Here is a 25,057-nt window from a genome sequence, read left to right on the forward strand (position 1 = left end):
GCGGGCGGTTGCATCACAACCGCCCGTGCCTAGGTTTATTCCGCAGGTGCCGTGGTCTGCTTTTGCCTCAGACCATCGCGATAAAGCGCCTTGGCGAGCGCTATGCACATCAGGCCCATGACCATCGTAAAGGGTAGCGCACCGATGATCATCGCATTTCGCAAGGCGTCCATCGGATTGTTTTCACCCGCAGCGAGGATCAGAGCGCCAATCACCGCTGTCAGGATAAGGCCCCAGACGATCTTGTGCTTGTTGCCGATGTTCTGATCTCCGCCAGACATGATGGTGTTCATCACCAGAATGCCCGAGTCCGCCGAGGTGACCAGGAAGGTCATGATCAGGACGACGCACATCACGGTGATGCCAGACAACAGCCCACCGGTGATCATCTCTTGCAAGGTGACAAACAGCTTGGCGGTGTTTGACGCGCCGATGATGGCGCCTTCGGCGGTGCCATTCAGTTCTAGATCGATCGCGGTGCCACCCAGAATGGTCATCCACGCAAAGCAGACCAGCGCAGGGGCAAAGACACAACCGATGATGAACTCACGCACAGAGCGTCCCTTGGAAATGCGTGCCAGGAACAGGCCGACGAAAGGCGAAAACGCGATCCACCAGGCCCAGTAGAACGTGGTCCAACCCGCTTGCCAGCCAAACTGCCGACCCGGATCACCTGCGGCGTAGACCGAAGCCAGAACAGATTCCGGCAGCGCGGCGGCGTCGCCTTCCAGGCCAGATTTGAACCCGTCAAACGATCCCCAAGGATTGGTCGCACCGGCATAAAGCGCATCGGCAAACGGCGCTGCTTCACTCGGCAGGGCAGCATCAAACGCCGCCGCCGATTGCGGATTGAAAGCACCAAAGCTGAGCGAAATGAAGTGCAGGATGTAATCGACAAATGCAGTTGCGTAAGTCGTCATCGCGAACAGGAACGACCCAAAGACAACAAAGACCAGCAACAGGATCAGCGACAACACCAGGTTCAGGTTAGACAGGTACTTGACGCCACGACCAACACCAGAGACAGCCGAGATGATCGAGAGGCCCATGATCACAATGAGGCCAGCCAGCAGACCAACAGTGCTGGGGGCTGGTGCGTCACCGGTCAGATCCATCATCCATTCCATACCCGAAATGGCGTATAGGCCGTCGATGAACTGCGAAACCCCGTACCCGATGGTAACTGAAACACCCAAAATGGTTGCTACCACGCCCAGCACATCCACGACGTGGCCCAGGAAGCCGTTCATCAGCTTGCCGAACAGAGGTGTCAGCGCGGTGCGAATAGTCAGGGGCATGTTGCGCGTGTAGGCGTAATAGGCCAGCGACAGGCCGGTCACCACATAGATCGCCCAGGCGTGAAACCCGTAATGCAGGAAAGTGTAGCGATATCCCGACTGCAATGCGTCTTCGCTATTTCCGACGACATCGCCCGCGATGACAACCGGGTTCGATCCCCACAGCCCTAAAGGCTCAGCGGTAGCGAACACCATGAGACCGACGCCCAAGCCCGCGCCAAACATCATCGAAAACCATGAGAAATCCGAGAATTCTGGTTTTTCGCCCTCTGGGCCCATAAGCCGCTTACCGGTTTGCGGCAACGCCGCCACGACAAACAGGAAAAAGACAAAAAAGCCGACAATAACGATATAGAAGGCGTTAAAATCTTCCAGCAGACGCGAGTTCAGACTTCCAAGAACTCCGTTTGCATTTGCGGGCCAGACAAGTGCCCAGATAACCAGCGCGACCATGATTGACTTGCTCAGCAAGGCAATCTCAACACTGTGCCCTTCATAAAACCCACCCGAAGATCGCTTGATCTCCAGATCGGTAAAAGGTTCCTTCATAGACATGTGTTTCCTCCCTATTCGCACGTGTCCTGATTTCCAGAAAGATCTTCATGAGCGTCCCGGAGCTTCGCCATCGAGCCCTACGTCAGCAGAGCTTCTATTTTGTCGAGGGTCGCTACACTGACAGCCACACCATCGTTCTTGGCCACCAAACGCTTTGCCTGGCGGCCGTCACCGGGCAAATGTGCGCCGTTCTGAGATCGGATCGCTTCGACAAGATCGACAATTCTGGAAGAAAATGCGTCATCCGCAGTCGCAGAAGCGTCAATTGCAATAAAGAACTGGCCTGTTTTCGGAGGCCCACCGGCGGTTCCCGAAAAAGGTGAGGCGTGTATCCCAAGCGTGGCACCGGTCAGCGCTGCAGCCAAAACCTCGGTCATCAGGGCAACGCCAACCCCTTTGTACCCACCCGATGGGGCCATGGAACCCTTAAGCCCAACATTCGGGTCGGTCGTAGGGTTGCCATCTGCGTCCAACGCCCAGCCAACCGGGATTGGTTTGCCTTCGCGCGCGTGTTTCATGACCTCGCTTTTGGCGATGGTGCTGGCGCTTTGATCGATCAGTAATGCGGGTTGGCCGTCGTTTCCAGGGACCGCGATTGAAAATGGGTTGGTTCCGACCACCGGTTTGGCACCACCGGACGGCGCGATGGAGGCGGGCGCGTTGGTGAACCCAAGTCCCACAAAACCAGCCTGCGCCAGCCGGTAGGTGTGATAACCCAGAACGCCGCAGTTATAGCTGTTGCGGATCGCCAGCACCGCAACGCCCTGCGTGCGCGCCGCAGCGATCAATGCCTCGAACCCCGCGTCGATCGCCGTGTGGGCGAACCCGGTCGCGGCGTCGACCGTCACTACGCCGGGGCGCGGCTGGGACAGCTGAGGGGTGGCCTGCCCATCTACCTTGCCGCACTGAACATGTTCGCAATAGATCGGGATATAGGCCAGACCATGGCTCGCCACCCCGTCCGCCTCGGTTGCGGCGGTTGCAATTGCCAATGGGCGCGCGTTTTCTTCGCTGGTGCCCGCGGACACCAACGCACGGAAAGAAAGATCCTCGATTTCAGCTAGGCTAAGGGTACGGGTTTCGATCATGTCGCTCTCTCATTCAGTCATTGTCGGACAGGCCAGCGCCGGCACCCAACAGTCGGGATTCTTCGGTAGCAGGCGCGTAGGTGCGATGGGCAAATCGGTTGAGGGTGTCCCAGCAAACCGGGTCCGGGGATGCGCGGGTCACGTGCGGTCGAGGGGTGGTAAGTTGGCCGCCCAGCGTGATCTGGGTGTGATCAGAAAACGATGGCCAATCCTGCCCCGCCTCCAGACGACCGCCATCCGTTGCGGCCCTGAACAGATCGCACGTATGCGTGATCACGTTATTCTGGGCGCGCGCTGCCGAGGCTACGAAGGGCAGCAAAAAGACAGGTACTGCGAGCTTCTGGATACGTATGGGACCTGCGTGCAGCAGGTCAGACCGATCAGAAAGCAACGCGCCCGTGATGATCGGGCAAAGCACGCCTTGCCCCGCCCAAGCCGACTGCATCTCAACCGGGCGGTGATTCTTGAGCGAGGCCGCCAGACCTTGCTCCAACAATTGCGCAAGGGAATTCGTGCCATCAATCCCGTGCGCGCATAGCCAACGTGTGGCTTTGCCGACCTCTTCCGCCAGTCCCCAGGGGTATCCGGCTCCGCGCGCGGCGCGTTTGGCCGTGGCTTCGACCTCATTCAGCGATACGTTCACGGTCCAAGCTCCGGATAGACCCACAGATCGGCAGTCTTGCTGCTTAACTCTTCGGGATAAGGCGCGCCAGCATACATGCAGATACGTACCCAGCGGTCTGAACGAGGATCGAAATGCGTGGCACCAAAGAACGAGAGTTTGGCACGCAGCATGTTGATCGGCAGAACATCCGCGCTGATCGTGTTGTCGCGAATTTCGCCGTAAGGCGCGACGCGGCTCATTTGCGCGCGACGGATCGTGTGGCGGTGTTCAGGGTGTTCAAGTAGGAACTCGGCGATGGGTGCACCATCCGCCCATTCCGAAAGCGCGCTTTCGGCCAGAGCCGCGTCGCGCGCCGGGGCAAGCGGCTGTTCGTAGTCTGCAATCGGTTCGTCAAACCGCTCACCCAGCCGGGGCTCGAGCTTTTCCTCGGACACATACCAAGCGCGCGCGCAGTGTTCGGGCGCGTTCCAGTCCAGACCCATTGCCCAGCCAAAGCTGGCGCGGATCAGGTCGCGCACCGCGCCAACGGTCATCGTGCCATCAATCACATGCGCCGCACTGTTGCTGTCTGCCATACAGCTGGTCAGCCCATCGACCAGTTCTCCGTAGGGTTCAAGGATCAGCGAGGCCAGCAACTCCTGCCCTTCTTCGCTGAGCGCAGCCTGAGACCACAATATCAAGCGGTCCCACGGCTGATTGCCCGTCAGATCGGTCTTGTCGAGATAGTCCGATATTGCGCACAAGTCAGCATTCAGCGCCGCAAGCTTTTCGATCTGGATTGGATGTTCGGACTTCCACCACGAGATCGACAATTTGCTACTGGCGAAGATGTTGCGAAAATTGGCCGCTTCTGCCTCTGTTGCGGTCTCAATGGACCGAACCCGCGAGATCGCCTCTTCCCGGACCATGATCCAGTTGTTGAACAGGATCGGGTGATTGACGATGAAAGGTGCCATACCTAGCCCGGTCGAATTGCCTATACCCAGCCAACGCGCGATTTCCGGGTTCAACTCTGCGGTCTGGTCGCCACCCTTGGCGCGGGCCATATGTTGCACCAGATCGCGCACGAAGGTCCGCGTCAGGTAGACCGAAAGCATCTCGGCCTGAAATGGCGCGCTGACTTCGCCTCGGTCTGCAATCCTCTCACGATCTGCCGCGCCGAACTTGCCCGAGCCATACACGGCGGTTGTCCGCATCAGGTAACCGACCTTGTAAATCTGTTCGAGGTCGGGCTGCTGACCGGTGGCAAGACGATCCACGACATGTGCCCACAGACGCACCGAGCGGTTGGCCCGTGACAAGGACAGCTCGCTTTCGCTTACACGCCCGGCCTCTTGCAGAGGTACGTTTTGCGAAAGCCGCTCAATGTCTTCCGGGTCAGGAATTCCGTCAAACAACGCAAAGGTCGCGTCCCATGCCTCGGCGATCACACGATCCGAGCGTTGCTCGGGTGGCAGATCATGGGCAAACGCCACCAACGAATAAGCGCGTTCCGGACCTTGTGCAGTGTAGACCGCGTGACCGACGCCCTTTTCATCAATCTGGAAGACTGGGCGGGTGAACGTCCAGTTTTCGGCAGCCATCCGACGGGTCAATTGCCGCATGAAACTTAGACGGCATTGATGCAACGATCCTAGACGGGACAGGCGCATCACAGTGGCCGGGTCGCGGCGTGCGATATGCGGGTTTTGGTCCATCATGTGCCTTGTGGCTCAAAATTATCGGCAAAGAAGCGGTACCAGTTGCCGCCCATGATCCCCGCGACCTCGTCGGAGTTCATGCCAGTGGCGCGCAAGCCGGACTCGATGTTGCCGAAGTCGCGATTGTCCCGAAACCAGCCCGGCATTGGCGGGAAACCGGGGGCCGAGGCCGAACCCTCGCCATAGTCGATCTGTTTTGTCCAGCGCCCCACGCGCATCCATTCAACCACACTGTCGGGCTGATCTTGACACAGGTCGGTGCCAATCCCCAGATGCTGGACGCCATATGTATCTGCCGTGCGGGCGATCATCTCGCAGAAACTCTCCAACGTGCAGTCGGACTTGTCCTTCAGGTGATGAGGATAGACCGAAAAGCCCAGCATCCCACCATTTTCCGTCACCGCCCGGATCACCGCATCGCGCTTGTTGCGCAAAGCAGGTGACCATTCGTGCGGATTGGCATGGGTGATGGCAATGGGGCGCTCGGACAATTCCGCCGCTTCGATGGTCGACCGATCCGCCGAATGGCTCATGTCGACAACAAGGCCCACGCGGTTCATCTCTTTGATCACCTGCTTGCCCATGCGGGTGATGCCGGTGTCTTCGGCCTCGTAACAGCCGGTCGCCAGCAGCGACTGGTTGTTATAGGTCAGCTGCATGAAGCGAGCGCCCAGATCATGTAGAACCTCAACCAGACCGATATCGTCTTCGATCGGGGATGGGTTCTGAAACCCGAAGAACACAGCCGTCCGCCCCGTTTCGCGCGCGATGTCGATGTCGCTGGCCCAACGGCCTTTCATGATCAGGTCCGGGTATTGCTCGAACCAGCGATTCCATTTCTCAAAGTTCAGAACGGTTTCACGAAAATTCTCATGATAAGCGATGGTGACGTGGATCGCATCCACGCCGCCTTCGCGCAGTTGGCGGAAAATCTTCTCCGACCAGTTGGCATATTGCAGCCCGTCGATACGCATCAGACGGGGCCCGCGCTGATATAGGCGGTCTTGACGGTGGTATAGAACTCTGCCGCTGCTTTGCCTTGTTCGCGCGGCCCATAAGAGCTGTCGCCGCGACCGCCAAAGGGTACGTGATAATCGGTGCCTGCCGTAGGCAGGTTCACGGTCACCACGCCGGTGCGCGCGTTGCGGCGGAAATGGGTGGCGCGGGCCAGAGATTTGGTCACGATGCCCGAGGTCAAGCCGAAATTGGTGTCGTTCACCACGCTCAGCGCCTCGTCATAGCTGCCGACCTTGATGACGCTGGTCAGCGGCGCGAACATTTCCTCGCGGTTTATGCGCATGTCGTTGGTGGTGTTCAGGAACACGCCCGGCGACATGTAGAAGCCCTCATGCGGCATCTCTAGGCGCTGTCCACCGCAGGCCAGTTCGGCCCCTTCAGATTTACCTAGATCGACATAGGCGAGGTTCTCGCCTAGTTGCTGCTGGCTTACGACGGGGCCCATCTGAACACCTTCTTCCAGCGCGTGGCCAACTTTCATCGCCTGCGCGCCTGCGACGAGTTTCTCGACAAAAGCATCATGGATGCCTGCATGCACCACCAGCCGCGACGAGGCGGTGCATTTCTGACCGGTGCCGCCGAATGCGCCGCCCAATGCCAGCGAAACCGCAAGATCCAAATCCGCGTCGTCCATCACGGCCAGCGCGTTCTTGGACCCCATCTCCATCTGAACTTTGGTCAGGTTCTGGATCGCCGCCGCCGCGATGCCCTTGCCTACTGGAACCGAGCCGGTGAAAGAGATCGCGTTGACCTTAGGACTTTCGACCAAACGCTGCCCGATGCTGCGGCCTGAGCCCATAACGAGGCTGAACAGACCTTTGGGAATGTCCTGCCGTTCGATGATTTCGGTCAGTGCCACGGCCGAGGCCGGGGTGATGTTCGCCGGTTTCCACACTACAGCGTTGCCATAGCACAGCGCGGGCGCAATCTTCCACGAAGCGGTCGCGGTGGGAAAGTTCCACGGGCTGATAATGGCGACAACACCCACCGCTTCGCGGCGCACGTCAATCTCGATATCGGGTCGAACGGAGTCGGCGTTTTCCCCAATCTGACGAAGACATTCAGCGGCGTAGTAGGTAAAGAACTGACCCGCTCGATAGACCTCACCCTTACCCTCGGCCAGCGGTTTGCCCTCTTCCCGGCTGAGCAACGTGCCCAGTTCCTCGGCGCGGGTCATCAGCTCGTTACCGATGGCGTTCAGAACTGCCTGCTTACGTTCCAGCCCATAGGCAGCCCATTCAGCTTGCGCGACACGTGCCTGATCCAGCGTCGCTTCAAGTTGGTCGCTGCTGGCTTGCGCGAACATACCAACCAGGTCAGTCAGATCAGAAGGGTTGCGGTTTTCGATTTCGCTTTCGCCTGCCAGCCATTCGCCAGCGATCAGGTTCAGTTTGGTCACAATGCGCCCCAGAGTCAGAATTCGTTTGTCACAGGATGGATTTTCCGATGCAAATCAGTCAAACTCAAATAACTTAAACAAACTTCAAGGAACCTGAAGTTGGCAATCAAGATTGAGATGCTGCGTTGCTTTTGCACGGTGGCCCAGACCGGGAACCTGTCCGAGGCCGCCGACCGCCTTGGTCGAACGCAATCAGCCGTCTCGATGACATTGAAGCAGCTCGAAGACCATCTGGGCAAAAAGCTGTTCGAAGGCGAGCGCAAGAACCAGCTTTCCCCGCTGGGTGAGCAGGTACTCGATCTGGGCTTGCGGCAAGTGCGCCAATTCGATCAGACCGTCCAGAATATCGAGGCCGCCGCGCTGGCTGAACAGGGATTGATCCGGATCGTATCCGTCCCGTCGGTTGGCGCGTTGATCTTTCCACCACTATTGCACCACATGAGCAGCGAATCCCCCGGGGTGAAGATCGAGCTGCGCGACACCGACACGCAGCAGGTGTTGGATGCCATCGCTCAGGATCAGGCAGATATCGGAATCGCATCCGGGTATCACGCCCTGAACGGCATCCAAACCATTCCACTATTTCAGGACTCCTTTGGATTGGTCGCGGCCTCGGATCATCCTCTGATCACACGCGCAGAACCGCTGAATATCCCCGACATCGCCACCGCACCCTTTGTCCGAAACACGTTGTGCGATCTGATTCAAACGCCGGCTTTCCATACGGCAATCAAAAACGCCGAGATCACAATTCACAACACGCATTCATTGATCACGCTGGTGCGATCGGGCGAGTGGATCACGGTGCTTCCTCAAACCGTTGCCGAATTCTTGCCGGAGGCGGTGTCTTACCGCCCGATCACGGACCTTCACGACAAAAGGCAAGTGTATCTCTATGTCCGCGAGCGTTCGCGCTTCCAAGATCTGACCGAGCAGTGTTGCGCGTTCATCCTGTCCCGTGATTTCGCGTGAGGGAGGGGGTCGATTAGACCTTTCGCCTTCAACCGCCCCTGAGGCGCTGCATCAGATAAACCTCGGCACCTTCCGGAATCGGCTCGGACAGTCCGGTCGCGATGATGCGCCCGTCCAACGCCACCGAGACCCCAGCATCGATCGGTGCCTGCAGCCGGGGATGTATACGCACCAGTTCCTGCAGCAATTCGCCCGTGGTGGCGGCCTCAACCTCGACCACCTCGCGACCCCCGGTCAAAGACCGGAGGCTAGACCAGAGGTGGACCTCAACCATTGTCCTTGAGCGCGGCAAGAATGCGCGGCGGGGACATTGGCAGTTGCTTAAGGCGTACCCCGGCCGCGTTGGAGACCGCGTTGGCGATGGCGGCCAAGGGCGGCACGATGCCGGTCTCTCCCACACCACGCACACCGAACGGGTGGCCGGGGTTGGGCACTTCGACAATCACCGTGTCGATCATCGGCAGATCGCTGGCGACCGGGATGCGGTAATCGAGGAAAATCGAGTTCTGCAAGCGGCCATCCTCACCATAGATATATTCCTCGTTCAGCGCCCAGCCGATGCCCTGCGCAGCTCCGCCCTGATACTGGCCTTCGACATAGGTCGGGTGGATCGCCTTGCCCGCGTCCTGAATGACCGTGTAGCGGGTGATGCTGGTCTTGCCGGTTTCCGGGTCGACCTCGGCATCCACGATATGGGTGCCAAAGGATACACCCGCGCCTTCCGGCGTAGCCTCGAAATGGCCCGAGATCGGGCCGCCGGTCGCGCCCATATGGGCGGTGATATCGGCCAGCGGGCGCGGATCGAAGTCACCGGCATTGGGGCCTGAGGGCACGGCACAACCGTTCTCCCATTTCACCGCATCAACCGGAATTCCCCAACTGGCCGCTGCGCGGGCACATAGCTGCTCGACCGCATGGCGCGCCGCCTTGATTGTCGCCAGACCCGAGGCATAGGTCACGCGGCTGCCGTGGCTCACATCATTGTAACCCAGCGTTGCCGTATCGGCGACGGTGACGCGAATGTTCTCGTAGGGAATGCCCAGAACCTCGGCCGCCATCAGAGCCATCGACGCACGTGATCCGCCGATGTCCGGTGTACCGACCATGACTTGGGCCGAGCCGTCCTCGGACAGCGCTAGAGATACCGAGGTCTCACCACCATGGTTGAACCAGAACCCACAGGAAATCCCGCGCCCTTGCCCCAGCTTCAACGGGGCCGAGTAATGCGGATGCGCCTTGGCGGCCTCAAGCGTTTCGACAAGACCTATACGCTCATAGGTCGGGCCATAGCTGGCTTTGGTGCCTTCATGCGCGGCGTTTCTTAGGCGCACATCCACCGGGTCGAGGCCGAGTTGATTGCATAGCTCATCCAACACAGATTCGACCGCAAACGCACCCATCGGAGCGCCCGGCGCGCGATAGGCGGCCTGTTTCGGGCGGTTGGCCATCACGTCATAGCCGACCTGACGTACATTGGTCAGGTTGTAGGGCGCAAAGGCACACATGGCAGTCATGTCGCCCGGCGCACCCGGGAAGGCACCGCCCTGCAGGCGGAAGATGCCCTGGGCTGCTGTGATGGTGCCGTCCTTCTTCATACCGATCTTGATATCCATCGACGCCGATGAGGTCGGGCCGGTCGCACGGAATACCTCGGACCGGGTCATCACGATCTTTACGGGGCGGTTGGCCTTGCGGCTGAGCGCCAACGCAACCGGTTCGATGAACACAGTGGTCTTACCACCAAAGCCGCCGCCGATCTCAGACGCGGTCACACGCAGTTGTGAGGTTTCGATGCCCAGCAACGCCGCGCAGGTTTTCTGTGCGATCCAATGACCTTGGGTGGTGCACCAAAGCTCACCTTTGCCGTCAGTACCCAGAGACCCCATGCAGGCATGAGGTTCAATGTAACCCTGATGGGTTGCCTCGGTAACGAAGCTGTCCTCAATTACCAGATCCGCCTCGGCAAATCCGGCTTCGACATCTCCGTGGCCGCTTTCGTGATAGCGCACTACGTTGGGGTGCATCCCCTCGGGCACCGAGTAGTCCGCTGCGCCTTCGCGGATGACAGGCGCGTCGGGGGCCATCGCCTTGTCCACATCTGTGACGTGGGGCAAAACTTCATATTCAACCTCGATCAGCTTCAGCGCATCGCGTGCCGCCAAGGCTGATGTCGCTGCAACTGCTGCTACCGCGTGGCCGTCATACAGAGCCTTTTCGCCCGCCATGACATTTTCCAGCACGTTCCAGAATTCGCCTTCCAGCCCCGGCTTGAACGGAACATCGGCGAAATCGGCGCGGGTCACGACGGCTTTGACGTCTTTGTGGGCCTCGGCCTTTGAAGCATCAATCTTGACGATCCGCGCATGGGCATGGGGTGAACGCAGGATGGCGCCATGCAACATGCCGGGGGCTGAGATATCCGCACCGAACTTGGCGCGGCCCGTCACCTTGTCCAGACCGTCAGGGCGATCGGGTCGGGTGCCGACAAAGGTGAAGTCAGATTTGCGATCGTCCAGTGCCATTACGAAGCCTCCCGCATCTCAGCCGCCGTATCCATCACGGCGCGAATAATCTTGTCATAGCCGGTGCAGCGGCAGAGATTGCCTGCCAGCCAGTACCGGGTTTCCTCTTCGGTGGGATTGGGGTTCTTTTCCAGCAGCGACTTGGCCGCCACCAGAATGCCCGGGGTACAGATGCCGCATTGCAGGGCGGCATACTCGATCATCTTCTTTTGCAGCGGATGCAGGACGTCGCCGTCCGCGATCCCTTCAACCGTTTCGATCTGCTTACCTTCAGCCTCGACGCCCAGCATCAGACACGAACACACCAAACGGCCATCGACGCTGACCGAACAAGCACCGCAATCGCCGGTGCCGCAGCCCTCTTTCGCGCCGGTCAGGTTCAGCTTGTCGCGCAGACAGTCCAGCAGGGTTTCGCGCGGGTCGCAGAGGTATTCGACCGCGTCCCCATTCACGGTGGTGGATACGTGGAACTTACTCATACGTCTTCTCCCTTTGCGCGGGCATAGGCGATTTTTGCGGCGCGCTTGGCCAGAACGCCAGCAACTTCGGTGCGGAATGCAATAGTGCCGCGTTTGTCATCGATGGGATTGCAGGCAGCCGATGCCGCTGCAGCCAGCGCGTCCAGCGCCGCGTCATCCAACGCGCTGCCAATCAGCGCTTTGGCGCAGTCTTCAACCAGCAAGACGGTTGGTGCGACAGCCCCCAGTGAGACGCGCGCCTCGGTGATGGTATCGCCATCCAGTCGTAAGTTTACGCCCACACCAACCACCGCGATATCCATCTCGGTGCGCGGGATAAAGCGCAGATAGGCGTCACCGGCGTTGTCGCCACGCGCTGGAATGTTGACCGCCGAGATCAGTTCGCCTTTGGCCAGTGAGGTCTTGCCGGGTCCCGTCGGGATGTCTTCGACCGCCACCTCTCGTGTGCCGTCCGGGCCCGTCACGGTGACTGTAACGCCTGCCGCAACCATCGCTGGCACCGAGTCCGCCGCCGGAGAGCCATTGCACAGATTCCCGGTCAGCGTCGCACGCCCCTGTACCTGAGTCGATCCAATCAGGTCCATCGCCTCGACCACACCCGGCCAATCGCGGCCCAACGCGGCGTGCTCGCTCATCTCGGCGCCGGTCGCGGCGACGCCCAGCGTCCAGCTGCCATCGGCATTGCGGGTAATTTCGCTAACGCCGTCGATCTTCTTGATGTCGATCAGCGTATCGGGCGTCACCAATTCCGAGCGCAACTGCACCAGCACATCGGTGCCGCCTGCCAGAAACCGAGTGATGCCCGTTGCATTTGCGGCCAGAGCCGACGCCTCGGCAAAGCTGGCGGGGCTGTGATAATCCATGAAAGTACCTCGCACCTGTTGATCAGGATAGACTGGGGTTCGCCGGGGACGTTAGTGCAGCAAGTCGGCGGCGTCCATGGCTGGAACGACCAATTTTTGGGATTCAAAATGTCGTTTTATCGAGAGCAATCACAGATCGATCTCGATCACCCCGTCTGCCCGGGCCGCCCGGCTTTGGCACAGTATGATCGCACCTTCGCGTTGTTTGTTGGACAAAACGAAATCGCGGTGTTCGATCTCACCTGAAATCACGTCACATTTGCAGACCCCGCAGATCCCATCAGCGCATTTCACATCCACGTGAAAGCCCGCCTCATTAAGTACCTGCGCCGCATCTTTGTCAGCGGGAACAGTCAACTCCCGACCCGATTTCGCCAATTTCAGAATGAACGGATGGTTCTCATATTCGGGCTGTTCCGGGACCGAAAAATACTCCAGATGCCGTGCACCTTCCGGAAACCCCTGCCGTTCGGCTGCGTGAATGACGCCGTCCATATAGCGGTCGGGGCCGCAGGTATAAACGTGCCATCCGTCCTGATATCCGCCCAGAACAGCCTCCAGATCGGCCCGCGTGCCTTCGTCCGAGAAATGATAGTGCACGTGATCGGCCCATGGCATAGCCGCCAGATCGTCCAGATATCCGGCACCTGCTCGTGTGCTGGCGGAATAGTGTAACTCGAACGGTTTGCCCATCGCATGTAGTCGGTGGGCAAAAGCAATCATCGGCGTGATGCCAATACCACCGCCCATCAGGAAGGTTTTGGTTGCAGTCTCGTCCAGCTCAAAATGGTTTATCGGCTTTGAGATGAAGACCTTGCGCCCTTCGTTGAAGATGCGATGCAGCAAGGCCGAGCCGCCGCGCCCCTCATCCTCGCGCAGCACGCCGATCTGATAAGTGTTGCGGTCGGAGGGATCGCCCGACATCGAGTACTGCCGCAGGAATTCGGGCGAAACCAGCACGTCCAGATGCGCGCCCGCAGTCCATTTCGGCAAGGGCGCACCGTCGAGGGTTGAGAACTCGTACTTGGTGACATCCGAGGTCATCTTGTCGACCTTGGTTAATTCCACCCGCATCACCGGGGCGTCCCCGGCGACCTTATATCGGTGGATCACAGACATATCGCCTGCCGCTTTGCGCGCTTTGTAGTCTTCAGCTGTGACCATCGCCTCATAGGCGGCAATTCCGGCTTCCCGGTCCATGTTGAAGGGATAGGGCCATGGGTGCGGAGCGAGCGGAGCGGGGTAGACAGCAAGCGTCTGATCCTCGTACTTCAAATCGAGGTCTTTTTGTAGGTCCCGCCGGTTCAATGGGTGCTGCGACGGGCGATAGGCTCCGTCGGCTTCCAGTTCGATATCCCACCACCATTTCTTGGTGTCATTCAGACCACCATTACCGACGGCGTCATCCAGTTTGGCCAATGCAGGCGCGGCCTGCGGAATATTCATCGCGGCCCATCGGAACGGGCGTTCCTTGAATATACCTTCGAGATTCCATGGGCAGGTCTTCATGCATCGTCCGCACATCGCCCCCCCGGGCGTGGTGATACGGTAAGTGGCGCATTTCTGGCTGTCGGATTTCCAGATTTCATAGCCGTTGAACATCAGCTTTGGCCCGGCAGTGATCGCGCCCGAAGGGCATTCCCGAGCGCATTTGTTGCAGCTTTCGCAAAACGTCTGAAGGCCGAAATCGATGGGCTTGTCATGCGTCATCGGCATGTCGGTTGTCACGACACCGGATTTCAGGCGCGGGCCAAGATAGGGGTTCAGGATCACCTCACCGATCCGACTGACCTCGCCCAACCCCGACAACAGCAGCAGCGGCGGTTGCAGCACCTCGCCATCCATCACCGTATGCGCCTTGGCCTTGTAGCCGAGATTTCGGATTTGCTGCGCGATCACGCCCCCCAGCAGTGAAAACCGCAGGTAGGCGCGCATAGATTGGGCCACACTGATCCAGTCATCCCCGCTGGCGCCTTCCATCGTCTCATAGCCCTGGTCGATGATCATGCTGATCGCCTGATCATGGGGCGGAACGATTTCGTCTCCGGTGGCGTCATGGGAATACCAGCTCCACTCGGGGCACCGGCTGAGCCCGACGGCGTCGACCCCAAGGAAATAGGTTGCAGCCTTGATATTCGCGGCATTTCTTTCGGTATCTGTGGGCTGTACAGCCTCGGCGCTGTCACCGTCCTGCAGCAAAACAAATGCGCCCAGCGCGCGGCGTTGGGCGAAGCTGGGGGCGGATTTGCGCACGTAATGCCCGCCCTTTGTCGCATCCTGCAGCGATTTTCCCATGTCGCCGAACTGAGCCCGCGCAAACATGTCTGCGCGTTTGGGCACCCGGGCTACGTTTTGCTCGTCGATATAGGTGGTCGGTGTGTCGACTCGTTTGAGGTTTTCAAAAGGATGTGCCCCGTCCACATAGCGCCGCTTGGCATAGGCATCCCGGTTCACAGCGTTCTTGGCGAAGCCTGCACCCAGCCACCATGCAGGTCCTTGCGTGCGGAACCACGGTTGTTCGGCCAGCGGTCGCAAGGGTCGGTCATGCGCGATCTCCATTTCGGTGGTCACAGCGGCCAATCCGAACCGCTTACCCAACCAAGGCACCACAACCGCACCATCCTCAACCGAGGCCAGACCCGCAGCAACTGCCAGCTTGCCCAGATCAACCTCAGAGGACATCGCCGTATGCGCCCGCGCATCGAAACCCAGGAGGCGGATGTAGTTGGCAATGACCACAGCATTCTCGGTGGCAAGCAAACAGGCGCGGTGATCCTGCGCATCCATGATCCAATCGGACCCGGGCTCCGAGGGGTCCGGATCGCGGTTGAACTCATAGAGAAACACGAGCGTATGGCGATGACGGTCCATCGGGCGTGGCGCGGCCTCCATGCTTTCTTTTAGATCCGCCATGATCACATCGATGCCTGAGGCCAGCGTTTTGGTTTGCCGTGTCCTTAGCGCATGTGCCAGCCGGTCGATATCCGGATTACGCCGAGGCTCAGCCAGCATCGCCTCCGCGGGTAGCGACCCGCAGCCCATCATCGACGCATCGTTGAAATAGCCAAACGCTTTCAGATGATTGGCACGATCTGCTGGGTTGGCAGGAATTTCCGATGCTACGGGGTTCACAAATCCATCCCGAATTGCGTCCATCATCGCCTGAAACTCGCCCATCGCATTCACGATGCTTTCGGGCTGCTCGGGCCTGCGAAAGCTAAGCGCACACATCGGTTCGACCTGCGCCAGATCAGGCATCCGACCCTGCCGCGCCAGCCGTTCCAGCGGGAACGGACCCATGTGAACAGGTCTGTTCTTGTCCGAGAAAAAGCGGATCCCCATCGCGCGCCTCCAGTTAGCTGCCCTTTCCCCTACCCCGGCATGGACACCAAATCCATTCATGAATAATCATAAATGATATGAGCAGAATTGATTTCACAGATCTGGACGGCAAGGTCCTACGGGTGTTCCTGACGATACTCGAAGAAAGCTCGGTGTCGAAAGCTGCCGACCGGTTAGGGGTGACGCAATCGGCCATCAGCCATACGCTGGGCAAGTTGCGGCAAGTGCTGGGCGATCCACTATTTGTCCGATCCGGACAGGGGCTGACCCCGACCGAACGCGCTTTGTCGTTGAAAGAGCCGGTGCAACAGGTGCTGGATAACATGCGCGCCCTGACCGAAGGTCGCCCGTTTGATCCGCTGTCCGAACAGATGGACATTCAGATCGCCACCAACGACATGCCGCGTGAGTTGATCTTTCCCGAACTTCTGCGGGCGACACGCGCCGAAGGCGTCAGGTTGCGGCTGGAGTTCATCCCGTCGGGTGTTCCCGACCCGGACTTGCTGCGCAGCGACCGGTGTCAATTGATGCTCACTCCGCTGCCACCGGACGGGCCGGATATCTTTCAGAAGCGGCTGATCACCAGCCCGTTGTTGGTATTCTATGATGCCGCTCACCGTGATCCGCCTGAGGATTGGCAATCCTATTGCAATAGCGATCATGTTGAGGTGCGATTTGCCGACGGGCGCAACGCCCGTGCCGTGATGCGTGGCGTGGATCAAAGCCAGATCAAACCGCCCGTCGTAACCCTGCCGCATTTCAACGCGATCCCGCCATTCGTGAAAGGCAGCGACCTGATCTCGACCGATACGGAGTTGATGAAATGCGGGCCGCTTGCCACGCTGGACAGTGCGCCACTGCCGTTCAAATGCGAAGCAGTGTCAATCTATATGGTCTGGCACCAACGCTCGGCCAACGACCCGGCACATCGTTGGTTACGCGACCGGATCGACGCGATTGCGGCCTCGCTTCAGACCTGAGATAGCAACCAGTCGCGCATCTGTTTCACCAGCTCCGGTTGGCGCGGTTTCTGCGGGGTGACGATGAAAAAGCTCAAATCGTCAACCAGCACCTCAGAGAGCGGCTGCACCAACCGACCCGAAGCCAGTTCCGCAGACACAAGTGGCGCATTGGCCAGCGCAAAGCCTTGCCCCGAGACAGCGGCGTCTATCGCCAGACTTGTCTGGCTGAAACTCATCATCCGCGGCTTCCCCTCGACCCCGGCGCGTTCAAGAAACAACGGCCACAGCCCATGGGAATCGCTGAGCAAAACGTGTTGCATCAGGTCGTCTGGACCTGAAATTTGCGATGCGAGGTCCGGACTGCCCACGACAACGAATTCGGTCGAGAACAAAGGTGTTGCTTGCAGATCTCGAGCAACCGGTGAACGGCTCTGGCGTACTGCAATATCGATTCCATCAGACTGGAAATCCGCCAACCGCTCGCGCGCGTCAACCTGCACCGAGATATCGGGATGGCGGGTCACAAAATCATTCAGACGCGGCACCAGCCATTTTGAGGCAAAGCTGGGCGTGACCGAGATCGTGATCTGCCGCTGATCAGCCAGCTCATCGACAGCCTCTTCAATCAGCCGAAACGCCCGACGCAGCGGCGCGTGGAACCGACGCCCCGCTTCGGTCAAGCGCAACCCACGTGGTAGTCGTTCAAAGAGTGCAGTGCCCAGCCGCGCCTCCAACCCCCGCACCTGCTGCGCAACGGCCCCTTGGGTTACGCCGATTTCTTCCGCAGCCAAGCGAAAGTTCAAGTGGCGTGCCGAGGCCTCAAAGGCGCGCATCGCATTGAGAGGTGGAAGAGCGGGCATAACTAGACTGTAGATTTTCTACAGCCTATGCGCAATAGAACTGATTGGTCAAAGTGAACGCTGCCAGCCATCTTTATACCAAACATCGCAAAGGAGCGTGAAGATGGAAAAAGTAGCTTTGATCACGGCAGGCGGCAGCGGTATGGGCGCGGATTCCGCGCGCAGATTGGCGGCGGATGGTTTCAAAGTCGGCATCCTGTCCTCGTCAGGCAAGGGTGAGGCGCTGGCGCATGAGTTGGGTGGCGTGGGCATCACGGGCTCGAACCAGTCGAATGATGACCTGCAGAAACTGGTCGATGCTGCAATGTCCCATTGGGGGCGGATCGATGTGCTGGTGAACTCAGCCGGGCACGGACCCCGCGCAGCGGTGCTGGAGCTGACCGATGAGGACTGGCACACCGGCATGGATGTCTATTTCATGAATGCCGTCCGACCGACCCGACTGGTGACCCCGATCATGCAAACGCAGGGCGGTGGATCGATCATCAACATCTCAACCTTTGCTGCGTTTGAACCGGACCCGGTTTTTCCAACTTCGGGCGTATTCCGCGCTGGGTTGGCTGCTTTCACCAAGCTGTTCTCGGACAAATACGCCGCCGAGAATATCCGCATGAACAATGTCTTGCCCGGTTTCATCGACAGCCTCCCGGAAAAGGAAGAGTTCCGCGCACGCATCCCGATGGGTCGCTACGGGCGCAGCTATGATGAGATCGCCTCGGTCGTGGCTATGCTCGCCTCCGAAGGCGGAGGCTACATAACCGGGCAGAACATCCGCGTCGATGGCGGCATCACCCGGTCTGTCTGAATTCAGAACCGCGCCTTAACAAGATGTGTCAGCGCCGCGCCGGTTTCGAAGAAAGCGCGGCGCAGACCAGTCCAGTTTTCGCTATACTCAGCCACTGACGGAACCGGCAGCAGGGACGGATCGTCCTTGAGCAGGCTTTTGGCCATCAAACGCCCGAACACGGTGCCCGGCCCGATCCCACGCCCTGAAAACCCATGCGCTGCTAACGCATTTGGACCGATCAGAATGATTTTGGGAATATGATCCGAAGTCATGGCAATCCGCCCATGCCAGCCCTCAATCAACGGCTGATCCGCCAATTGCGGATAAAGTGCAGCCAGTTTGCGCTTGATCCAGGATTTGTGTGCAAATCCTCCGGCGCTGCATAGGTCGCCCATACCGCCAATGATAAACCGTCCTGCCCGATCCAAACGGAAGGATGTCATGATCAGGCCGGTATCCCAGCATCCCTCTGCTTTGGGCAATATGCTGGCCCGCAGGTTATGGGACAGCGGCGCGGTGGCGTATTGGAAGTAGTAGACCGGCACATAGTCTGGTGCCGTATCGGCGATGCCCAGATGATACGCGTTGGTCGCCTGAATAACCGATCTTGCGCGTACGGTTCCACCATCCCCCTGCAGCACCCAAACCCCGGCTTCCTGCCGCAAAGATCGAACCGGGCTTTGCGTATATATCTGCGCCCCCGCATTCTGTGCGGCGCGGGCCAGTCCCACCGCATAGCTCAGCGGCTGAATTGTACCCGCGCGGGGGTCAAACAATGCGCCGTGGACAGCCGGACTGCCCGTCCGCTGGCGCGACGCGTCAGGATCGAGCAATTCGACCGGCGCACCAGAAGCGCTCAGCTGTGCGTGGCGTGTACGTAGATCACCAAAGCCCGAGGCCGAATGAGCACAATGCAACGTGCCTTGCCGCTCAGGCTCGCAGTCAATCCCGTGCGCTTCAATCAACTCGAACACGTCTGACGGCGCGTTAGCCAGCAGATCGATCAACCGATCCCCCGCCATTTGCCCCAGATGCGACCGAATTTGATCGGGTGGCAGCCAAAGCCCTGCGTTGACGAGACCGACATTCCGCCCCGATCCACCATGGCCGATCTGATGCGCTTCGAGCAGGCACACCGAAGCCCCCGCTTTTGCTGCGGTCAAGGCCGCAGAACACCCGGTGTAACCACCGCCGATCACGGCAAGATCAACGCTTACGTCATCAGACAGCTTTTGCGTGTCGATGCGCTCGCGACAGGTCTGCCGCCATAACGATTGATCATAGTCGCGCATGCCCGGGCCTCGCCAAAGTTTCGCCGATCATCAGGCTAGTCTCAGTTGGTTGCAAGGGCGCGCTGGTCAGCCCGCCCCATGGCGATGAGGAATGGATCCGCCTCCTGATGCGACTGGAATGACGCCTTGTCGGTCATGCCCCGCCAGCGCCCCAGTGTTAGTGACTGCGCCACCGCGCCGCTCAGCGTTGCACCGGGGCCGGTGACGATGAACAGATCGGGCGCGAACTCGCGTGCGGCCGTCTGGATCGCATGGGTGAAGTCATAGGTCTCGGTCACCTGATGGCCCAGCGTGTAGTCCCACAACTCACTCGTGTCAGTTGCGCCGGGCCACCAGATTTTGCCGCGCCCGTCAATCATCGGGAACTTGGGCTGAGCAAAAAGATCAGAACTCAATTGCGCCCGACCTTCCGCCGCCACCGGGGCCTGCAGCGCCGTATGAAAGGCGGCGTGATTGGCCAGCCGCAATGGGAACCGATCCTGCACGGTGGGGTGTGCCGCCTCAAACGCCGTCAGACCCGCCTCATTGCCTGCCAATACCAGCATCCCGCCCAGATCGATCGAAAGCGCCAGAGAATGATCGCGCAACGCATCGATCCTCGCCACCTCATCCAGCAATGCGGCTTTGCGGGCAGGATCATTCGCCCATGTCTCATCGACGAATGGGTAAACCAGTTGACCGCCGATCAGGTGCTTCTGCATCAGCGTGCCCATCGTATTGACCACGCGAAACCCGTTCCCAGGGGTCAATGCCCCTGCGGCGGCCAGCGCGATATACCATCCCATCGAGTTACCAGTGACGGCGACGACTTCAATATCGTTGGCCAATGCCTGCGCATCGGCCAACGCGGCAGCATAGATCAGGGGTGAGGCCACATCGCCGCGCGAGTACTTCCCGACGCTAAAGCGATCAGCCCCATCCAAGGCAGTAATCGCATCCTGTCCGGTTCCGGCGCGAATGGCGTCGAAGCTGCGGAACAAGTCCATACGATCCGAATGATGTTGGTGCAGATAGCCCAGCTCAGGCTTGTTATAAGTGCCCCGGCCCGGGCAGATCACAACGGCGGTGCGGGTCATGAGGCTGCTCCTGTCAAAGCCAGCGCTGCGGCAACGATACCGTCTTTCGAAGGAAGAGGCGCGGCATAGGCCGGGCCGGTTGCGATAAAGCAATCCTCGGCCACAACGCGGGCAGTTCGGGTAGAAGAACTTTGTTCGGCGAAGAAAGTCATCAGCGCCTCGGACTGGCTGCCGGTCTTGCGGCATTCGTCGACGATCAAAACATGCGCGCATGTTTTGGTGGCTTCGCGCAAAGCCTCAACCGGCAGAGGAGCTAGCCAACGCATATCGATAATCCGGGTTTTCAGACCTGCCGCCTCAATTTCGGGCAGGGCCTGTTGCGACAGGTAATGCCCGTTGCCATAGGTCACGATGGCGAGATCGGTGCCGTCCCCGTGTACTCCCACATCGCCCAGCGCAATTTTCTGATCCCGCGCAGGATAGGTGGTCATCCACCCGCCATCCTGCGCCGCATGCAGATCGCGCATCGGGTAGAGTGCGATCGGTTCAAGAAACACCACGACCCGCTGCTCTTCGCGCGCCAACCGCACGCATTCGCGCAGCATCAGTGCTGCATCGGCCCCGGTCGACGGGCAGGCGATGATGACACCAGGGATATCCCGCAAAACGGCCAGAGAGTTGTCGTTATGGAAATGTCCGCCAAAGCCCTTCTGATATCCTAGCCCCGCAATTCGCAGCACCATTGGGTTGGTAAACTGCCCGTTCGAGAAGAACGGCAAAGTTGCGGCTTCGCCCCGAATCTGGTCCTCGGCATTGTGCAGATAGGCCAGAAACTGGATCTCGGGGATCGGGATGAAACCGTTATGGCCCATACCGATCGCGAGACCCAGAATGGATTGTTCATCCAGCAGCGTATCAATCACGCGGTCCGGACCAAAGCGTTGCTGCAGCTTTTGTGTGACGCCATAAACGCCACCTTTGCGGCCCACATCTTCGCCCATGCAAACAATCTCGGCATGTTCCAACATCAGATCGGTCAGCGCCCAGTTGATCAGGCGGCTGAGCGGCTGCGGCTCATCCATCGCGCGCATATCTGCGCCAAAGGTCTTCGCACGCGCCTCAGCGCTCGGGCCGTTGGTCGGTATGCAAGAGCGCTTAGGCGGGATCAGGCTTGCCATCACTTCGGTCGCATTGGCAAGATGGGGACGGCTGGCAGCCTCTGTAGCCACACGATCCGTTCGGGTGCAGGTATCGCTGTAGATTTTTAACGCCTGATCCGGCGACAATGCACCCGCCTGATCCAGCAGTCGTACGGTGTGCAAAAGCGGATCATTGGCCTCATCCGCCTCAACCTCAGTTTTCGGCAGATAGGTCGTGGGCACATCCGCCCCGGCATGGCCATAAAGCCGCACGGTTCTGAGATGCAGGAAGGCCGGTTTCCTGCGCTTGCGGACATAATCTGCAGCCTCTTTCGCGACCGCATGGGTTTCATAAATGTCCAACCCATTGGCCTGAAAATACTTGATCCCCGGACGATGCTCCATCGACGCCTGAATCCAGCCCTTGGGCGTTTTGACCGAAATCCCGATCCCGTTGTCTTCACACACGAACAGCAGCGGCAGCGGTGTCGATTGCACACTGGTCCAGCCTGACGTGTTGATCGCCCCCTGCGCGGTGGAGTGATTGGCCGAGGCATCCCCAAATGAACACATCGCAATCCCGTCTTCCGGCAACACGCGATGTTCGGGCGCATGTCGCCGGGCTGCCCCCAGCGCATAAGCCGCACCAACGGCTTTGGGCAAATGGCTGGCGATGGTCGAGGTCTGCGGCGGGATCATCAGCGCCCTTGATCCCAACACCTTGTGCCGCCCGCCCGAGGTCGGGTCCTCTTTCGAGCACGCAAAGCTGAGCAGCATATCCCACGCGATCTGCTGGCCCGGCACCTGTTCGGCGCGCGCGATCTGAAACGCAGCATCCCGGTAATGCAGAAAGGCAATATCGCTTGGGCGCAATGCGTGCGCGACGGCGGCCATCCCTTCGTGGCCAGATGAGCCGATGGTGTAGAACCCCTGCCCTGCCTTCTGCATCGCCCGGCTGGTCCAATCCAACGCGCGGCTGAGAACTTGCGACCGGAATAGCGAAACGGCTTCAGAATCGCCCAGACCGACGCGCGGCGGGGCTCCGTCGGGAAAATCACGATTTGCGACACGGGTCAGGAAATTCTCATGTACGATCTGGGCGCGGTCCATGTCTCTCGCTTTTGTCTTGTTGGTGTCATCGGCCTTGGGGAACCTCTGCGCGGGCGCGACCCGCTTGCTGATTTGTCCCGCGCTCCGACGTGAATTTCAAGATCGCGGATGGTACGGCACCCGCTCGACCACAAAAGTGATGTGGCGCACCACTCATCGCTCTGGCGGTAGGAAAAAACCAGTGCTATTGCGTTCAATAGGTATGAGGAATTGTCATATGATTGCACCCCGCCGTTTCTTGCCTTCAATCTCGTCCTTGCTTGCGCTTGAAGCCGTAGATCGGCTGGGCAGCGCATCTGCTGCTGCGGCTGAGCTGTCCTTGACACAAAGCGCGATCAGCCGGCAATTGAAGACGATGGAGGATCAGCTGGGCGTGCAATTGATTGAGCGCAGCCAGATGCGATTGCACTTGACGCCAGCAGCCAAAGACTATGTGCAAACCGCAAGGTCTGCTGTTCAGGATCTGGCGCAGGCCGCACTGAAACTCAAAGCCAACCCGGCGGGTGGGTCACTTGATCTATCGATCCTTCCCGCGTTCGGCATGCATTGGCTGGCACCCCGCCTTCAGGATTTTGCGCGACGGCACCCTGAGGTCACCGTCAATCTGGGGACCCGCCTCAAACCGTTTGATTTCATGTCTGAACCATTTGATGCCGCGATCCATTTCGGTCAGCAAGACTGGGCGGGCGTTCAGTATTTACCGATCATGCGGGAAGAAGTCCTGCCCGTCTGCGCCCCTGCCCTTACCGCTGTCAATTTCAATAGCTTGGGTGCTCTCCGCGCCGCGCCACTGCTGCATCTGGAGTCGCGTCCGGATGCCTGGGAGCGCTGGTTTGAGATACAGGGCCAGCCCGTCACCGGCCTACGGGGAATGCTGTTCGATCAGTTTTCGACCATGATTCAGGCCACGATTCATGGGTTGGGCGTGGCTCTGTTACCGTCATATCTGGTGCAGGATGATTTGCGCACCGGGCGGCTTGTCCAGGCATGGGACGGGCCGCGCGTGAGCCTTGGCAGCTATTATCTGGTCTGGCCGAATGACCGCTCGATGCCCGAGCCGTTACGGTCTTTCCAAGCCTGGATCAGTGAACAGATTTGGGCAGACGCCCACGCCTAACGCAACCTCAGAACTTACCGTTGTCATTTTTCCATTCGCTGCGTGGTGCAATGGACTCAACCGTATCCCAGTGTTCAACGATCATTCCATCTGCAACGCGGAACAGATCATAGAATGCGCTGTGTTTGCCCTGATACGCTCCTTCGCATACGGTCAGTACAAAATCCCCTTCCGCCAATACCCGATGCAGATGCTGATAGTTTAGGGCGTTCCTATCGGCCAATGCGGTCCTCAAGGCAGTCAAATCATCAGAGAACTGCGGACTGTGTTCTACGTAAGCGGAAGTGTTGATACAGGCCTCTATCTGGTCGAGGTTCCCGGCAATCAACGCGGTTTCGACGAAGGCGCGAACAAAGGCCCGGTTCTCCTCGGTTTTCTCGACATCCCGAACTTCGGTCGGACCATCCACCATACTGTGATCCGAGCCGTTTGGCCCCATCCGTTTCTGGATATTGTCCCAGTGCTCTACCGCTTGCCCGTCTTCGAACCGGAACACTTCGAAGCCGATATTCCGCCGTGAGAAATCATATTCCGTATGCGCGAAGACAAAATCGCCGTCTTCAAAGGCGCGTACGATATTCACGTGCGGTGAGGTCTGGGACAGCCGTTTGAATAGGGATGCAAGCCCTTCGCTGCCTTCATGGGTTTGCGGATTGTGCTGGATGTATCGTGCTTCATTTACCACTGAAACCGGACCCGGATCGCCCGTTTCGATGCTTTTGAGCAGGGCAGATATGCGATCTTTGTTGGACTTCTCCATACCGGGTTCCCTTCAGGTCTGACTACTCCGTGATCACAATGGCAGGCGAAGTGTCAGGCATCAACGCCAGCAACAGCCAAACCCTGCGCGGCCTTCGGCCTTGCGTCCTGCGGACGGCAGGGGGCCAGGCAAGCGCGGGCTGCGCCCGCGCTTG

Annotated in this window: 20 protein-coding genes; 4 read left to right on the forward strand and 16 right to left on the reverse strand. The window is 59.2% G+C overall.

Annotated elements, in window-relative coordinates; genetic code table 11:
• Nucleotides 1–35: 35 nt before the first annotated feature.
• From ACR0AH_RS18505 to ACR0AH_RS18530, 6 genes are all read right to left on the reverse strand, one after another.
• Nucleotides 36–1,853: a BCCT family transporter gene (locus ACR0AH_RS18505; protein WP_480593188.1), complete on the reverse strand. Its 1,818-nt coding sequence runs from the start codon at nt 1,851–1,853 to the stop codon at nt 36–38.
• 77 nt (nt 1,854–1,930) lie between these two features.
• Nucleotides 1,931–2,941, reverse strand: a complete 1,011-nt coding sequence (locus tag ACR0AH_RS18510) for an Ldh family oxidoreductase (RefSeq protein WP_170566737.1) — start codon at nt 2,939–2,941, stop codon at nt 1,931–1,933.
• A gap of 13 nt (nt 2,942–2,954) precedes the next feature.
• Nucleotides 2,955–3,584, reverse strand: a complete 630-nt coding sequence (locus ACR0AH_RS18515; protein ID WP_170398426.1) for a DUF3726 domain-containing protein — start codon at nt 3,582–3,584, stop codon at nt 2,955–2,957.
• Nucleotides 3,581–5,263, reverse strand: coding sequence for a hypothetical protein (locus tag ACR0AH_RS18520; RefSeq protein ID WP_480593208.1), 1,683 nt, complete (start codon nt 5,261–5,263; stop codon nt 3,581–3,583). The genes ACR0AH_RS18515 and ACR0AH_RS18520 overlap by 4 nt, the downstream gene beginning before the upstream one ends.
• Nucleotides 5,263–6,240 carry a membrane dipeptidase gene (locus tag ACR0AH_RS18525; RefSeq protein WP_480593191.1) on the reverse strand — a complete coding sequence of 326 codons (978 nt, stop codon included), beginning with the start codon at nt 6,238–6,240 and terminating at the stop codon, nt 5,263–5,265. The genes ACR0AH_RS18520 and ACR0AH_RS18525 overlap by 1 nt, the downstream gene beginning before the upstream one ends.
• Nucleotides 6,240–7,682, reverse strand: a complete 1,443-nt coding sequence (locus ACR0AH_RS18530; RefSeq protein ID WP_170398417.1) for an aldehyde dehydrogenase family protein — start codon at nt 7,680–7,682, stop codon at nt 6,240–6,242. The genes ACR0AH_RS18525 and ACR0AH_RS18530 overlap by 1 nt, the downstream gene beginning before the upstream one ends.
• Before the next feature lie 99 nt (nt 7,683–7,781).
• On the opposite strand from ACR0AH_RS18530, the gene ACR0AH_RS18535 reads away from it, so the two are divergent.
• The gene (locus ACR0AH_RS18535) at nt 7,782–8,654 is read left to right on the forward strand and encodes a LysR family transcriptional regulator (protein ID WP_170733851.1); all 873 of its coding nucleotides are present in this window, start codon (nt 7,782–7,784) and stop codon (nt 8,652–8,654) included.
• Nucleotides 8,655–8,682: 28 nt separating this feature from the next.
• Here the strand turns inward: ACR0AH_RS18535 and ACR0AH_RS18540 are convergent, their stop codons facing one another.
• The 5 genes from ACR0AH_RS18540 to ACR0AH_RS18560 all read right to left on the reverse strand — a co-directional run bounded on the left by ACR0AH_RS18540 (nt 8,683) and on the right by ACR0AH_RS18560 (nt 15,860).
• Entirely contained in the window at nt 8,683–8,928 is a 246-nt protein-coding gene (locus ACR0AH_RS18540) for a MoaD/ThiS family protein (RefSeq protein ID WP_170408213.1), read from the reverse strand.
• A complete protein-coding gene (locus ACR0AH_RS18545; RefSeq protein ID WP_480593195.1) occupies nt 8,921–11,176 on the reverse strand; it encodes a xanthine dehydrogenase family protein molybdopterin-binding subunit in 2,256 nt (751 codons plus the stop codon). The genes ACR0AH_RS18540 and ACR0AH_RS18545 overlap by 8 nt, the downstream gene beginning before the upstream one ends.
• The gene (locus ACR0AH_RS18550) at nt 11,176–11,655 is read right to left on the reverse strand and encodes a (2Fe-2S)-binding protein (protein ID WP_170408211.1); all 480 of its coding nucleotides are present in this window, start codon (nt 11,653–11,655) and stop codon (nt 11,176–11,178) included. The genes ACR0AH_RS18545 and ACR0AH_RS18550 overlap by 1 nt, the downstream gene beginning before the upstream one ends.
• Nucleotides 11,652–12,518 carry an FAD binding domain-containing protein gene (locus ACR0AH_RS18555; protein WP_170398402.1) on the reverse strand — a complete coding sequence of 289 codons (867 nt, stop codon included), beginning with the start codon at nt 12,516–12,518 and terminating at the stop codon, nt 11,652–11,654. The genes ACR0AH_RS18550 and ACR0AH_RS18555 overlap by 4 nt, the downstream gene beginning before the upstream one ends.
• A gap of 129 nt (nt 12,519–12,647) precedes the next feature.
• Nucleotides 12,648–15,860, reverse strand: coding sequence for a reductive dehalogenase (locus ACR0AH_RS18560; RefSeq protein ID WP_480593198.1), 3,213 nt, complete (start codon nt 15,858–15,860; stop codon nt 12,648–12,650).
• 77 nt (nt 15,861–15,937) lie between these two features.
• Here ACR0AH_RS18560 and ACR0AH_RS18565 point away from each other — a divergent pair, with 77 nt between their 5' ends.
• On the forward strand, nt 15,938–16,840 hold the full coding sequence (locus tag ACR0AH_RS18565; protein ID WP_480593200.1) for a LysR family transcriptional regulator: 903 nt from the start codon (nt 15,938–15,940) through the stop codon (nt 16,838–16,840).
• Here the strand turns inward: ACR0AH_RS18565 and ACR0AH_RS18570 are convergent.
• Nucleotides 16,831–17,682, reverse strand: a complete 852-nt coding sequence (locus tag ACR0AH_RS18570; protein WP_170398394.1) for a LysR substrate-binding domain-containing protein — start codon at nt 17,680–17,682, stop codon at nt 16,831–16,833. The genes ACR0AH_RS18565 and ACR0AH_RS18570 overlap by 10 nt on opposite strands.
• 103 nt (nt 17,683–17,785) lie before the next feature.
• Here ACR0AH_RS18570 and ACR0AH_RS18575 point away from each other — a divergent pair, with 103 nt between their 5' ends.
• Complete coding sequence (locus ACR0AH_RS18575; protein WP_223117393.1) at nt 17,786–18,487, forward strand: SDR family oxidoreductase; 702 nt, start codon at nt 17,786–17,788, stop codon at nt 18,485–18,487.
• A gap of 2 nt (nt 18,488–18,489) precedes the next feature.
• Here the strand turns inward: ACR0AH_RS18575 and ACR0AH_RS18580 are convergent, their stop codons facing one another.
• Genes ACR0AH_RS18580 through ACR0AH_RS18590 form a run of 3 tightly spaced genes read right to left on the reverse strand, consistent with a single transcriptional unit; the run spans nt 18,490 to nt 23,026 of the window.
• Entirely contained in the window at nt 18,490–19,761 is a 1,272-nt protein-coding gene (locus tag ACR0AH_RS18580) for an NAD(P)/FAD-dependent oxidoreductase (protein WP_480593202.1), read from the reverse strand.
• Between the two features lie 41 nt (nt 19,762–19,802).
• Entirely contained in the window at nt 19,803–20,837 is a 1,035-nt protein-coding gene (locus ACR0AH_RS18585) for an ACP S-malonyltransferase (RefSeq protein ID WP_170425655.1), read from the reverse strand.
• Entirely contained in the window at nt 20,834–23,026 is a 2,193-nt protein-coding gene (locus ACR0AH_RS18590) for a dehydrogenase E1 component subunit alpha/beta (protein ID WP_480593205.1), read from the reverse strand. The genes ACR0AH_RS18585 and ACR0AH_RS18590 overlap by 4 nt, the downstream gene beginning before the upstream one ends.
• Nucleotides 23,027–23,243: 217 nt before the next feature.
• On the opposite strand from ACR0AH_RS18590, the gene ACR0AH_RS18595 reads away from it, so the two are divergent.
• Nucleotides 23,244–24,143, forward strand: coding sequence for a LysR substrate-binding domain-containing protein (locus ACR0AH_RS18595; RefSeq protein WP_170398380.1), 900 nt, complete (start codon nt 23,244–23,246; stop codon nt 24,141–24,143).
• 7 nt (nt 24,144–24,150) lie between these two features.
• Here ACR0AH_RS18595 and ACR0AH_RS18600 read toward each other — a convergent pair whose 3' ends face one another.
• Entirely contained in the window at nt 24,151–24,903 is a 753-nt protein-coding gene (locus tag ACR0AH_RS18600) for a nuclear transport factor 2 family protein (RefSeq protein ID WP_170398377.1), read from the reverse strand.
• Nucleotides 24,904–25,057 lie beyond the last annotated feature (154 nt).

This window comes from Ruegeria sp. AM5 (assembly GCF_056540645.1).